Raw genomic sequence first — 13,259 nt, 5'->3', positions numbered from 1 at the left:
GTGGCGCATTCACCATCTCTGCCGACTCCTCCCAAAGTTGACACTGCGTGTAACAGTCCTGTGTGCCTTGCGGCAGGCGCACGCATGCATAGCCTCCATGCACGCGGCGCATGGCGAATGTTTAGCCTTAAACCATCAGGCGCTCGCATTGTGCTGTGTCCTCCCGCCCCGGATTGGGGCAGCGCCGGGCACGCGGGCGCGGTGCGGTCTCTGGTGTCCACATCCCCGTTGCCGCGCGTTCCGGCGATTCTCATTTCAGTATAGCGTGCTAAACCGGCATCAGTTCAACCGGTTACTTGGACATCGGCAGGAAAACTTATAGCGCTAACATTCCACGCGGCCCAATCGCACCCCAATACGGGAATGCAACCGGCCCCGGGGCAAGGCGAAATGGCTATTCCGCAGGATCGTTCAGCCGCAGCACCCGTCCCGGCGCGGCAACGGGGTCTTCCAGATCTTCGAAATCGAACTGATCCAACCGCCGCGCACGTTTGCCCGCCTTGTCGGCGCTGATCTTGATGTCCTCGATATCCCGCGCCGCCTGACCAAAGTGCCTGTCCAGGTTTGCCACACGCGACGTCAGCCGCTCTACGTCCCCGTACAGCGCAGCCAATTCCTTGCGGATCGCGCCCGCCTGCTCTTTCATTCGGGCATCTTTCAGGACCGCGCGCATGGTGTTCAGCGTCGCCATGCAGGTTGTGGGGGATACGATCCAGACCCGCGCATCGAAGCCTTCACGCACCACTTCGGGAAAGTTCCCGTGCAGTTCAGCATAGACCGCCTCTGAGGGTAGGAACATCAGCGCGCCGTCGGCGGTTTCCCCCTCAAGGATGTAGCGCGCGGCGATGTCACGGATGTGCTTGCGAACCGACAGGCGGAACGCCTGCGCTGACCGGGCGCGCATCTCTTTGCCTTCGGCCTGCATCAGGGCCTCATAGCCCTCCAGAGGGAACTTGGCGTCCACCACGATCGGTCCCGGCGGGTTAGGCAGATGGATCAAACAGTCCGCGCGCCGCCCGTTTGACAGTGTCGCTTGCAAAGTGAACCCATCCGAAGGCAGCGCCTTGGTCACGATCTCACGCAACTGGATCTCGCCAAAGGCTCCACGCGTCTGCTTGTTCGACAGAATGTCCTGCAACGACAGCACGTCACCCGACAGTTTGGTGATATTGGCCTGCGCCTTGTCGATAGACTGAAGCCGTTCGCGCAATTCACCCAGACTATGCGCAGTGCGCCGGGCAGACCCGTGCAGCGTCTCACCCATGCGGTCCTGCACCTCGGCCAGACGCCGCTCCATCATCTCCAGCATGGCGGTTTGACTATTGGCCTGCGCCTCTGAGACATGGTGCAGACCACCCGCCAGCCGCTCTTGCCCGTCGGACAGGTTTTGCACGCGGGCGGACAGATGGCTGACGTGTTGCAGGACAGGCTCTGACAAACGCGCCGCCCGGCGCGCCCCGCGTGCCGCCTGCCAGAGCAGCAGCAACACCAACACGGCAAAGCCCAGCGCAGCCAGCGTCAGAGGGTCATCCAACCTGTAAGACGCATCGCCGATCTGGATCATGTGCGCCCGAACAGCCTTTCGATATCCGTCAGTTTGAGCTCCACATAGGTGGGACGCCCGTGATTGCACTGACCGGAATGCGGCGTTGCCTCCATCTCGCGCAACAGCGCGTTCATCTCTTCGGCGCGCATGACGCGACCCGAGCGGATTGAGCCGTGACAGGCCATCCGCGACAGGATCGCCTCGATCCGTTCCTGCAACAGCCCGCTGTTGCCTAGGTCGGACAGTTCATCAAGAATGTCGTGGATCAGTGCCGCGGCGTCGATCTCACCCAGGATCGCGGGCGTTTCGCGCACCGCGATGGCCCCCGCCCCAAAGGGTTCGATCCGCAGGCCCATACGGTCCAGATCATCCGCCCGCGCCAGCAGGTTCGCGGCGTCCTCCGGCGACAGGTCCACCACCTCGGGGATCAGCAAGCCCTGCGCGGGCACGCCTTTTTCCGCCATCTGGTGTTTCAGCTTTTCATAAACCAACCGTTCGTGCGCGGCGTGCTGATCGACGATGACGATGCCGTCCTCGGTCTGGGCGAAAATGTAGTTCTCATGCACCTGGCCACGCGCCGCCCCCAATGGCAGCGAGACCGCGCCCCGACCCTGCTCCGGGGCCTCGGCTATGTCGGCAGCGGCATCGACCACCCGCCCTGAATAGTCGCCGCTGAAATCGGAAAACCCCGGAGCCTGCGCCGCATAAGACGCCTGACGCCCCGCGACTGACGGTCGATCCATCTGATAGACTCGTGGCGCGCCCGGTTGCTCTGTCCGGAACGCGCCCAGCGTCGCCCCCGCCACCGTGGTCGAGGCGCGATGCCCGGCCTCTGCCAGCGCATGCCGCAGGCCGGACACGATCAACCCCCGCACAACACCCGGCTCGCGAAAGCGCACCTCGGATTTGGCCGGGTGCACGTTCACGTCCACCCGGTGCGGATCACAATCAACAAATAGAGCAACTGCCGGATGCCGGTCCCGCGACAGGAAATCCTGATAGGCCCCGCGCAGCGCGCCAATCAGCATCTTGTCCCGCACCGGACGCCCGTTCACAAACAGGAACTGTGCCACAGCAGAGCCGCGCGAATAGGTCGGCAAGGCGGCATACCCTGTCAACCGCACCTCTTCACGCTCCGCATCAATGGCCAGCGCATTGTCGACAAACTCCGCGCCCATGACCCGCCCCAAGCGGCCGCGCAGCGCGTCGAACAAATCCCCGGTCTCAGGGTCGACGCGAAAGGTGACGCGCTCTTGGCCGCCAGTCACGTCGCGCAGAGTAAATCCGACAGAGGGTTCCGCCATCGCCAACCGTTTGATCGTGTCCGAGATCGCCATCGTCTCGGCCCGATCCGAGCGCAGGAACTTCAACCGTGCGGGCGTGGCATAAAACAGGTCGCGCAGTGTGACGACCGTTCCGTCGTTCACGGCACAGGGTTTGACGCCACCGAACACCCCGCCGTTTACGGCAATCTCTGCCCCGGCCTCTCCGCTTACGCGGCTTTGCACGGTCAGACGCCCTACTGCGCCCAGCGAGGGCAGCGCCTCTCCGCGAAAGCCGAAGGAGTGAATGTTGAGCAGATCACTGCCGTCAATCTTGGACGTGGCATGGCGCGACAGCGCCAGTGGCAGATCCTCGGGGGACATGCCACAGCCGTCGTCAGCCACACGGATCAGCGTCTTGCCGCCGTCGGCAATGTCGACCTTGATCCGACGTGCCCCTGCGTCAATCGCGTTCTCTGCCAGCTCCTTGACCGCCGAGGCAGGCCGCTCCACGACCTCGCCAGCGGCAATACGGTTGATGGCAGCCTCGTCGAGCTGTTGAATAAGCGGGCGGATATTGCGGTCTACAGCATTCATGCCACAAGACTTAGCAGGCCCTGCGCGATTCTGAAATGCCCCGATACAAGCAACCCACCCGTTGTGTCGCGGCGTTCACGAAGTACGACGAAAGTATAGCAATAATTGAACATGAGCCCCCTATTCGGTGAAAGATCGTTGCGCTAGCCTTCAGGTCCGACAAGTACAAGGAAGCGAACATGCTAGTGCCCCTGATTACGTTTGAGACAATCTCGGCCATCTATGGCGAAGCTTTCGCCAAAACATGGTTCCGTCCCGTCTCGGCGGTCAAAAAGTCTTTTTGATACGCTTCTGCCCCGGCGGACCGCCGGGGCAACAGGCCTGCCCCCGCTTGCCCCGCACACTTCGGGTTTAGCTGCGCAAGACGGGCCGTGCCCCTTTACTCCGGAATACACAACTCCCGACTACACAGACAGACTGGTGCTTTTTGGGGGCAGACCATTTTGTCACCCGCTTTTCGCAATTCTGCAAATCCGTGCATGCGCCCCGGCCCCGTGTCTCGTCCCCAGAGCGCAATTCGGCCCTGTCCCGTCCGCAGTCTTTTCCGACCTCAAGGAACAAGAGTGGCTTGTACAGCGTTTGCATTCTCCTAACTGAATATCTCAGGCGGCATACGAGAAAACTCGCCGCGCGGCACTTCAGCCTCCCCAACCGTCGCGACAACACATTTTGAGGACTTGAACAGATGAAAACCGAAACCACTGGCGACGCCACTTTCGAGACATGGACTGTGGAAGAGGTCGCCAAGGGCATCGCCGACCACGCCATTGTTGTGATCGACGTGCGCACGCCACAAGAATACATGCTCGAACATATCGAGGGCGCGCTCCTCATGCCGCTCGCCTTTTTCAAGGCCGATGCACTGCCGAGCCAGTCCGACAAGCGGATTGTCTTTCATTGCGGCTCTGGCGTGCGGTCGGAAAAGGTATCGCGCGCGGCCATCGACGCGGGCATCAAGCAGATCGCCCACATGGAGGGCGGGTTCGGCGCGTGGAAAGCTGCAAAGAAACCGCACATTGGCACCGACATGGCCACTGGTGCCCCACGGCGGGTCAACAACTGATCAGACAGGCTCTGTTGGCACTGCCGCTATTCCAGACAGGAGAGAGCTATGATTTCCGTGCAACCAATTGGCGACAAAGGAATATATGAGGTCCGTCTGTCCGGTGTCGTGACCGATATAGACTATGAACAGATGCTGATGCCCGCGCTTGATCAGGCCATCGAAGATCACGACCGCATCCGCGTTCTGGTCATCTTTGACGCGGACTTTGAGGATTTCACGCTGGGTGCAATGTTGGACGACGCGCGTATGGGCCTGCGTCATTGGCGCGGGTTTGACCGGCTTGCCGTTGTTTCCCAACGGCCGTGGATTCGACGGGCCACCAGCGGTCTGGGTATTCTGCTGCCCTGCCCCGTCCGGGTTTTTCCTCTGGAAGAGGCCGACGATGCGCGGCGATGGTTGTCGGAATCGCTGGGCGCGATCCACCAGACCGATCTGGGCGACGGGGTGCTGCACCTGCAACTGCGCGGGCAACTCGACAGTTCGATCTATGCCGAGGAAACCGAGGATCTGAACGCCTTCATCCGGGCCAACGACCGCTTTCGCCTGTTGATCGACGCGCGGGATTTCGACGGTTGGCAAGGCATGGCCGCGCTGCTTGAGCACCTCAAGGTGGTGCGCGACCACTATCGCCAGATCGACCGCGCCGCCATCATCGGCAACTCTAGCTGGCAAAAGCTGGCGGAAAAGGTGCTTGGCCGCCTGAGCGGGGCCAAGACCAAGTTTTTCGATGCCGACTCCTTTGAGGAGGCAAAGGTCTGGATCAAGTCCTGACGATCACGCGGGGGCGGCCTGCATCAGGCCGTCCTTCTGCAACCGCTCCAGCGCCTCATCAAGGCTGAGCCGTGCGCGCGTCACCAGCGTGTCGATTTCTTCCTTCGAAATCACCAGCGGCGGAGAGATCACCATGCGGTCCCCCACATGGCGCATGATCAGGTTGTTTGCAAAACAACGCTCACGGCAAATGAACCCGGCGGTGCCAGCATCCGCAGCAAATGCCGCCCGCGTCGCCTTGTCCGGGGTCAGTGCAAGACTGCCCATCATGCCGACGATCTTGACCTCGCCCACCAGCGGGTGATCGGCAAGGCTTTCGAACCGCTCTTTCAGGTAGGGCGCGGTTTCATTCCGCACGCGCTCAACGATGCCCTCTTCTTCAAGGATGCGCAGGTTCTCCAGCGCCACGGCGCAGGCGACCGGGTGGCCGGAATAGGTGTAGCCGTGGTTGAATTCGGTGTTTCCGATCACGCTGGCGACCTTGTCCGAAACAATCGACGCACCGATGGGCTGATAGCCAGACGACAGCCCCTTGGCGACGGTCATGATGTCGGGTTTGATGCCGAATGTCTCACTGCCGAACCAGTTGCCGGTGCGGCCAAATCCGCAGATGACCTCATCCGCGATCAGCAGGATGTCGTATTTGTCGACGATGCGCTGGATCTCGGGCCAGTAGGTGTCTGGCGGGATGATCACGCCACCGGCGCCTTGCACGGGTTCGGCAATAAAGGCGGCAACCTTCTCCGGGCCAATCTCAAGGATCGCGGTCTCCAGCGCCTGCGCGCGCTCCAGCCCAAAGGCCTCCGGGGTGCTGTACCCGCCCTCTGCCCACCAATGCGGCTGGTCGATATGATGGATGCCGGGGATCGGCATACCGCCTTGTGCGTGCATGCCTTTCATGCCGCCAAGCGACCCCGACCCGACAGAAGACCCGTGGTAGGCGTTCCAGCGCGAGATGATGACCTGCCGCTCTGGCTGACCCTTTTCCTGCCAGTAGGTGCGGACCATGCGCAGGTTCGTATCGTTCGCCTCTGACCCCGACCCGGCAAAAAAGACGTGGTTCAGATCAACGGGCGCCAATTCCGCAAGCTTTGCGGCAAGGTTCAGGGCGGGCACATGGCTGGTCTGGAAAAACGTGTTGTAGAACGGTAGGTCCAGCATCTGGCGATGCGCGGCATCGGCCAGTTCGGTGCGGCCGTAGCCGATGTTCACACACCACAGGCCCGCCATCCCGTCCAGAATACGGTTGCCATCGCTGTCGGTCAGCCAGCACCCATCCGCACGCGTGATGATCCGCGCGCCTTTCTCAGCCAGTTCGACGCCTTGCGTGAACGGATGCATATGATGCGCAGCGTCCAGCGCCTGAAGTTCGGCGGTGGGTGAATTGGGGGTCAGGATCGTCATGCGGGGCCTCCGAAAATGGTAGATCGCAGAATATGATCAAATTATGGGAAGTCAATCGAATCAGGCCCTGCAAGCCCCGCCTTGCAGGGCCTGTAGCCAAGGTGCTGTTCCGCAGAATCGGCGACCGGCCACACCCATCCATTCCGGCCACCGCCATTACCGCGCAAGCCCCGCCTTACCGGGCGATTTCGGCAACGACAGCGCCCGCGCAACGTCAAAGACTGTTCAGGACAACGTCCATTCCCTGCACGAGATCTTCTTCGATAGCGCGCGCCGCCAGAGCGCCGTCCCCCGCCGCCAATGCCCGGACAAGATCCTTGTGGCAGTCCGGCAGGTGTCGCGTACCAACTTGTCCGCAGACCACCCGCAACGACGGCCCGAACCGCAGCCACAGAGAATCCGCAAGAGCGGTCATGATCGGGGCATCGGCCATATCGTTTAGACAAGTGTGAAATCTATGGTTTTCACGCAGATAGCTCTCAATATCCCCGCGCTGGATCGCCCGATCCAGGTGCGCGTCGATCGCAGTCAACCGCGCCACATCCTCTGCATTGGCCCGGTCTGCGGCCCGCATCGCCAGTCGAGGTTCCAACGCAAGCCTCACCTCGGTCAACTCTTCGACCAGCGCGGCCGTCAGCACCGGCACCTGTATGCGCCGATTCCCCATCGCCTGTAACGCACCCTCGGCGGTCAGTCGGCGGATCGCCTCGCGCACCGGCGTCATTCCTGCGCCCAATCTCTCGACAAGGCCCTGAATCGTCACGGGTTCTCCGGGAGCAAGCGCCCCGAACAACACGGCTTCGCGTAGCGACCTGTAAACTTGTTCATGCGCGGGCAACCCGGCCTGCGACGTCACCTCTGCCACATTTTCCGCCATCGCCATTCCCCTAGGCTCATCCGTTTCGACCATCCCTTGCGCAGGACATCTGGCCGTGGAACCATCGCGCATGTTGCACGACGGCGCAACTTATGATCAAAAATTGGGGACGGGGCGCAAAAAGACCCCCCGACACCAACGGGAGAACGACATGACCAAAACCCTAGTGACACTGACGACGTCACTCGCGCTGGCCGCCGGTTTGGCTGCCGCTGACGAAGTACGCGTCTACAACTGGTCTGATTACATCGACGAAGCCCTGCTTGAAAAGTTCGAGACCGAAACCGGCATCGACCTGATCTATGACGTCTTTGACAGCAACGAAGTGCTGGAAACCAAGATGCTGGCCGGTGGGTCAGGCTATGACGTTGTGGTGCCCACGGGCACCTTCCTGCAGCGTCAGATTTCGGCCGGGGCGTTCCAACCGCTGGACAAGTCCAAGCTGCCGAACATCGAAAACATGTGGGACGTAATCGCGGACCGCACCGCCAAATACGACCCCGGAAACGAATACGCCATCAACTACATGTGGGGCACCACCGGGCTTGGCGTGAACGAACCCAAGGTCAAGGAAATCCTTGGGGACGATGCGCCGATCACCTCTTGGGATCTGATCTTCAAGCCAGAGAATGCTGAAAAGCTGGCCGCCTGCGGCATCCACATGCTGGACGCCCCGGCAGAGATGATCCCGGCCGCACTGAATTATCTTGGTCTGGACCCCGACAGCCATGACCCAGAGGTGATTGCCCGCGCCGAAGAGGTGCTTGGCCCGCTTCGTCCCCACATCCAGAAGTTCCACAGCTCTGAATACATCAACGCGCTGGCCAATGGTGACATCTGCGTGGCCGTAGGTTGGTCCGGTGACGTGCTGCAGGCGCGGGATCGCGCAGCAGAGGCGGACAATGGCGTCGTGATCGGCTATTATGCACCGGACGAGGGTGCGCAAATGTGGTTCGACCAGATGGCGATCCCGGTCGACGCGCCCAACCCAGATGCCGCCCATGCCTTTTTGAACTTCATCATGGATGCGCAGAACATGGCAGCGGCGTCGAACTACGTCTACTACGCCAACGGCAACAAGGCGTCGCAGGAACTCCTTGAAGAAGATGTGATCGGCGATCCGGCGATCTATCCGGATGCCGCGGCGATGAACAACACGTTCACCACCACGCCTTATCCGCCGAAGGTACAGCGCGTCGTCACGCGTCTGTGGACCAAGATCAAGTCGGGCACCTGAGCCCTTCCCGGACCGCGCCACCCCGGCGCGGTCCCACTCATTGCGTGGTGAGATACTATGGCCGAACCCGTTTTTGCCCCGTGGAATGACCCGGCGGCGAAACCGCTCATTCAGTTCAAGGGCGTGACCAAGAGATTTGGCGACTTCACCGCCATCGACGACCTGACCCAGGATATTTTCGAACGTGAGTTCTTTGCCCTGCTCGGACCATCGGGTTGCGGCAAAACCACCCTGATGCGGATGTTAGCCGGGTTCGAGGAACCGACAGAAGGCCAGATCCTGCTGGACGGGCGCGACATCGCCCATGTGCCGCCGAACAAGCGCGCAGTGAACATGATGTTCCAAAGCTACGCGCTCTTCCCGCATCTTTCCGTCTACGACAACATCGCCTTTGGTCTGCGGCGTGAGAAAAAGCCCAAGGATGAGGTGCACGCCCGCGTGCAGGAGATGCTGCGTCTGACCCGGCTGGAACGATTTTCCGCCCGCAAGCCGCACCAGATCTCTGGCGGACAGCGACAGCGCGTGGCGCTGGCCCGGTCACTGGCCAAGGCCCCCAAGCTGCTGTTGCTGGATGAGCCGCTGGGCGCGCTGGACCGCAAGCTGCGCGAAGAAACGCAATTTGAACTGATGGACATTCAGGAAAAGACCGGCACCACCTTCATCATCGTGACCCACGATCAGGAAGAGGCGATGACCGTCGCCACCCGCGTGGCGGTGATGAACGAAGGCAAGATCGCACAGGTGTCGACGCCGGACGTGATCTACGAGGCGCCGAACTCTGTCTATGTGGCCGATTTCATCGGCGACGTGAACCTGATCCGCGGCACCGCCGAGGCCCGCCCCCCTGCTCCCGAAAAGGCCGTGGAACAGACGTCGGAGCCGACCCCCGCGCCGCCGCCTACTCCTATGGTCGAACCGGACGCGCCCGTCGCGGCACAAAAAACCGCTCCGCAACCCAATGACATGGGCCGCGTCCTGCACGACCGTGTGCTGAGCCCGATCTTTGGCAAGTGGATCGACGATGAACAGCGCCGTCTGCCGCCCCCGTCTGAAGCAGAAGCAGGAACACCTGCTGCACCTGCGCCGTCCCCCGCGCCGGAACAGCCTGCGCCCTTGCCATCCGCCCCCAACGTTCCTGCCGGTGGGCTTGCAATCCATTGGGCCGACGGCCAGTCGCCGGTGATTGCCGCCAATGGCGATCCGGCAATGGCCGGGCAATCGGTCGTCCTGTCCCTGCGGCCGGAGAAAGTCAGCATCGCCAAGGAACGCCCCGTCGCCCCCAATACGCTGCGCGGTAAAGTCATCGACATCGCCTACCTTGGCAACATCTCGACCTATCATGTCGAGATCGAGGGCGGCACGATGATCAAGGCGCAGGCCGCCAACACCCGCCGTATCGCGCGTCGCGACATCACTTGGGAAGACGAGGTCTGGTTGAGCTTTACAGCGACCGCCGGCGTCGTGCTGAAGGACGAGTGATGCGCCGCGCGGTCCTGATCACTGTCCCCTATCTGTGGCTGCTGGCGCTGTTTCTGGTGCCCTTCATCATCGTGATAAAGATCTCGCTGTCGGACTACGCGCTGGCGCGACCACCCTACGCCCCGCAACTGGACTGGAACGAAGGTTGGGCCGGGGTGCGCACTTTCTTCTCCGGCCTCGATATTGAGAATTTCACCTTTCTGACCACCGACGACCTCTATTGGAAAGCCTACCTCAGCTCTCTGCGCATCGCTCTGATTTCGACCGTCGTGACGCTGTTTGTGGGCTATCCAGTGGCCTATGCCATGGCCCGCGCGCCGCAGGAATGGCGTCCGACCCTGCTGATGCTGGTGATCCTGCCATTCTGGACCAGCTTCCTGATCCGGGTCTATTCGTGGATTGGCATTCTGTCGACCGAAGGTGTGCTGAACCAATTCCTGTTGGGGATCGGGGTGATTTCGGAACCACTGACCATCCTCAACACCAACTGGGCGGTCTACATCGGGATCGTTTACACCTATCTGCCGTTCATGATCCTGCCAATCTATGCGGCATTGGAAAAGCTGGACGAAAGCCTGCTGGAGGCGGCAGAGGATCTGGGATCGACCCGGTTTGCGGCCTTTTGGCTGGTCACCATCCCGCTGTCACGAAACGGCATCATCGCCGGCTGTTTTCTGGTATTCATCCCGACCATCGGCGAATTTGTAATCCCCTCTCTGTTGGGTGGGTCGGATACGCTGATGATCGGCAAGGTTCTGTGGGAAGAGTTCTTTTCCAACCGCGACTGGCCGGTGGCCTCGGCGGTGGCGGTTGTGCTGCTGCTGATCCTGATCATCCCGATCGTGCTGTTTCAACGGTCCGAGGAAAAAGCCCGGGAGGCCGAGAAATGAGACGGTTTTCGTGGTTCAATGCCACCTCTCTGACCCTTGGCTTTGCCTTTCTCTATCTGCCGATGGTCTTGCTGGTGGTCTATTCCTTCAACGAAAGCCGGCTGGTGACGGTCTGGGCCGGGTTCTCGACCAAGTGGTACGGCGAGCTGTTGCAGAACGAGGAGTTCCTTGATGCGGCATGGGTCACGCTGAAGGTTGCGTTCTTTTCCTCCTCGATTGCGACCGTGCTGGGGACAATGGCGGCCTATGTCATGGTCCGCGCCGGGCGCTTTCCCGGACGCACTTTGTTTTCCGGCATGATCTACGCACCGCTCGTTATGCCAGAGGTGATCACGGGCCTGTCGCTGCTCCTGCTGTTCATCGGGTTGGGACTGGACCGTGGGGTGCTGACGGTTGTGCTGGCGCATACGACCTTTTCCATGTGCTATGTGTCTGTCGTCGTATCCTCGCGGCTCAGCACCTTTGATCAGGCATTGGAAGAGGCGGCACTGGATCTCGGGGCATCGCCGTTTGAAAGCTTTACGTTGATCACCCTGCCGATCATCGCGCCCGCTGTGGTCTCTGGCTGGCTGCTGGCCTTTACCCTTTCGCTGGACGATCTGGTGATCGCCAGCTTTACCACCGGCCCCGGCGCAACGACCCTGCCGATCAAGGTTTTTTCCGCTGTTCGCCTTGGCGTCAGCCCCGAAATCAACGCTCTTTCGACCATCCTGATCGGTATTGTGACCGTGGGTGTGATCTCTGCCTCGTTGATCACCAAACGCGCCTCTGTCCAGCGCTTGCGCGAGGAACAAGCCGCCCAACGTACCGCGTGACCCGTTTGTTTGAGCCTGCGGCCTACGGGCCGCAGGGGCCCTGCTTTTGGGCTGACACCGTCCCGCCCCAAAGCTGGCCGCAACTGGAATCCGGCCAAAGCAGAGACGTCGCGGTGATCGGTGGCGGCTTTACCGGTCTCAACGCCGCGCTGCGCCTGTCCCAAGCGGGGGTCTCCGTCACTGTCTTGGAGGCAGAACATGCTGGGTGGGGCGCATCGGGGCGCAACGGTGGTTTTTGTTGTCTCGGCGGGTCCAAAGCCCCCGACGCCTTGCTGCGCAACCGTTTCGGGCCGGACGCGCCGCTTCAGTGGGCCAAGGCCGAAATGGCGGCGGTGGACCATGTGGGCACGTTGATCGACCGTCATCGGTGGGACGTGGATCGGCATTCGCAGGGGGAAACCCTGCTGGCCCACAAGCCGCGCGCCTTTGAAAGGCTTAAGACCGAGGTCGAGGACATCGCCAAGACCTATGGTGTGGTGCCAGACATTCACACCGCGCAGGACCTGCAAGACAGAGGCTTGGGCGGGCCGTGGCAAGGCGGCATGACCCTGCCCATCGGCTTTGCCCTGAATCCGCGCAAATACCACACCGGTCTCGCTCAGGCCGCGCAAGATGCAGGCGCGACCCTCTATGCACACAGCCCCGCAACCGGGCTGCAGCGTGAGGGCGGTCGTTGGCATATCGAAACCTCGCGAGGGCGGGTCACGGCGGACACCGTGATCCTGGCCACCAACGGATACAGTCATGAGGACATGCCCCCGTGGCTGCGCGCGCGAACCCTGCCCGCCCAATCCTGTGTCATTGTCACCCGGCCCTTGACCAAGGCCGAGCAACAGGCGGCAGGCTGGTGGTCGGCGCAAATGGCTTATGACACGCGGTTTCTGTTGCACTATTTCCGCCTGCTGCCGGACGGTCGGTTCCTGTTTGGAATGCGTGGCGGACTGCGCGCGACCCCAGCGGCGCAAGCACGCCTGTCCTGCCGCATCCGACGCAACTTTGCGCGGATGTTCCCGGCCTGGGCGCAGGTTGAGATTACACATGAATGGTCTGGCCTTGTCTGCCTGATGCGCAATCTTGTGCCGTTTGTGGGTGCGATACCGGATCAGACCGGCCTGTTCGCGGCGATGGGCTACCATGGCAACGGGGTCGCCATGGGGTCTTATGCTGGACGGTTGGTCGCCGACACTATTCTGGGCACAACCGTGGAAGGGCCGGACTGGTTATCGACCCCACCTCCGCGCTTTCCGCTGGGCCGATACCGGCGCCTGCTGCTGGCACCCGCCTATCTGGGGGCGGAGGCGCTGGACCTCTGACC

At 61.6% G+C, this 13,259-nt stretch carries 11 protein-coding genes; 7 read left to right on the top strand and 4 right to left on the bottom strand.

The window, feature by feature from the left end; translation table 11 throughout:
* Positions 1–394 precede the first annotated feature (394 nt).
* Together ANTHELSMS3_RS06300 and mutL are read right to left on the bottom strand one after the other, a co-directional pair.
* A complete protein-coding gene (locus ANTHELSMS3_RS06300; RefSeq protein WP_094034140.1) occupies positions 395–1,564 on the bottom strand; it encodes a DNA recombination protein RmuC in 1,170 nt (389 codons plus the stop codon).
* Positions 1,561–3,405: a DNA mismatch repair endonuclease MutL gene (gene mutL / locus ANTHELSMS3_RS06295; RefSeq protein WP_094034139.1), complete on the bottom strand. Its 1,845-nt coding sequence runs from the start codon at positions 3,403–3,405 to the stop codon at positions 1,561–1,563. The genes ANTHELSMS3_RS06300 and mutL overlap by 4 nt, the downstream gene beginning before the upstream one ends.
* Positions 3,406–4,090: 685 nt before the next feature.
* Between mutL and ANTHELSMS3_RS06290 the strand changes: the two genes are divergently transcribed.
* Positions 4,091–4,468, top strand: a complete 378-nt coding sequence (locus ANTHELSMS3_RS06290) for a rhodanese-like domain-containing protein (protein WP_094034138.1) — start codon at positions 4,091–4,093, stop codon at positions 4,466–4,468.
* Positions 4,469–4,516: 48 nt separating this feature from the next.
* On the top strand, positions 4,517–5,242 hold the full coding sequence (locus ANTHELSMS3_RS06285) for an STAS/SEC14 domain-containing protein (protein ID WP_094034137.1): 726 nt from the start codon (positions 4,517–4,519) through the stop codon (positions 5,240–5,242).
* Between the two features lie 3 nt (positions 5,243–5,245).
* Here the strand turns inward: ANTHELSMS3_RS06285 and ANTHELSMS3_RS06280 are convergent, their stop codons facing one another.
* Positions 5,246–6,646: an aspartate aminotransferase family protein gene (locus ANTHELSMS3_RS06280; protein WP_094034136.1), complete on the bottom strand. Its 1,401-nt coding sequence runs from the start codon at positions 6,644–6,646 to the stop codon at positions 5,246–5,248.
* Positions 6,647–6,860: 214 nt separating this feature from the next.
* A complete protein-coding gene (locus tag ANTHELSMS3_RS06275) occupies positions 6,861–7,523 on the bottom strand; it encodes a GntR family transcriptional regulator (protein ID WP_094036968.1) in 663 nt (220 codons plus the stop codon).
* A gap of 151 nt (positions 7,524–7,674) precedes the next feature.
* Between ANTHELSMS3_RS06275 and ANTHELSMS3_RS06270 the strand changes: the two genes are divergently transcribed.
* Genes ANTHELSMS3_RS06270 through ANTHELSMS3_RS06250 form a run of 5 tightly spaced genes read left to right on the top strand, consistent with a single transcriptional unit; the run spans position 7,675 to position 13,257 of the window.
* Positions 7,675–8,760 carry a polyamine ABC transporter substrate-binding protein gene (locus tag ANTHELSMS3_RS06270; RefSeq protein WP_094036967.1) on the top strand — a complete coding sequence of 362 codons (1,086 nt, stop codon included), beginning with the start codon at positions 7,675–7,677 and terminating at the stop codon, positions 8,758–8,760.
* A 57-nt stretch (positions 8,761–8,817) separates the two neighbouring features.
* Positions 8,818–10,239: an ABC transporter ATP-binding protein gene (locus tag ANTHELSMS3_RS06265; RefSeq protein WP_094034135.1), complete on the top strand. Its 1,422-nt coding sequence runs from the start codon at positions 8,818–8,820 to the stop codon at positions 10,237–10,239.
* Positions 10,239–11,129, top strand: a complete 891-nt coding sequence (locus tag ANTHELSMS3_RS06260; RefSeq protein WP_094034134.1) for an ABC transporter permease subunit — start codon at positions 10,239–10,241, stop codon at positions 11,127–11,129. The genes ANTHELSMS3_RS06265 and ANTHELSMS3_RS06260 overlap by 1 nt, the downstream gene beginning before the upstream one ends.
* Positions 11,126–11,944 (top strand): ABC transporter permease, encoded by an 819-nt coding sequence (locus tag ANTHELSMS3_RS06255; protein ID WP_094034133.1) that lies wholly within the window; start codon positions 11,126–11,128, stop codon positions 11,942–11,944. The genes ANTHELSMS3_RS06260 and ANTHELSMS3_RS06255 overlap by 4 nt, the downstream gene beginning before the upstream one ends.
* A complete protein-coding gene (locus tag ANTHELSMS3_RS06250; protein WP_094034132.1) occupies positions 11,941–13,257 on the top strand; it encodes an NAD(P)/FAD-dependent oxidoreductase in 1,317 nt (438 codons plus the stop codon). Before ANTHELSMS3_RS06255 ends, ANTHELSMS3_RS06250 begins: the two co-directional genes overlap by 4 nt.
* Positions 13,258–13,259 lie beyond the last annotated feature (2 nt).

The organism is Antarctobacter heliothermus (genome assembly GCF_002237555.1).
GTDB classification, from domain to species: Bacteria; Pseudomonadota; Alphaproteobacteria; order Rhodobacterales; family Rhodobacteraceae; genus Antarctobacter; species Antarctobacter heliothermus_B.
The sequence above is the reverse complement of the archived record's forward strand: the minus strand, read 5'-3'. Positions and strand labels throughout refer to the sequence as shown.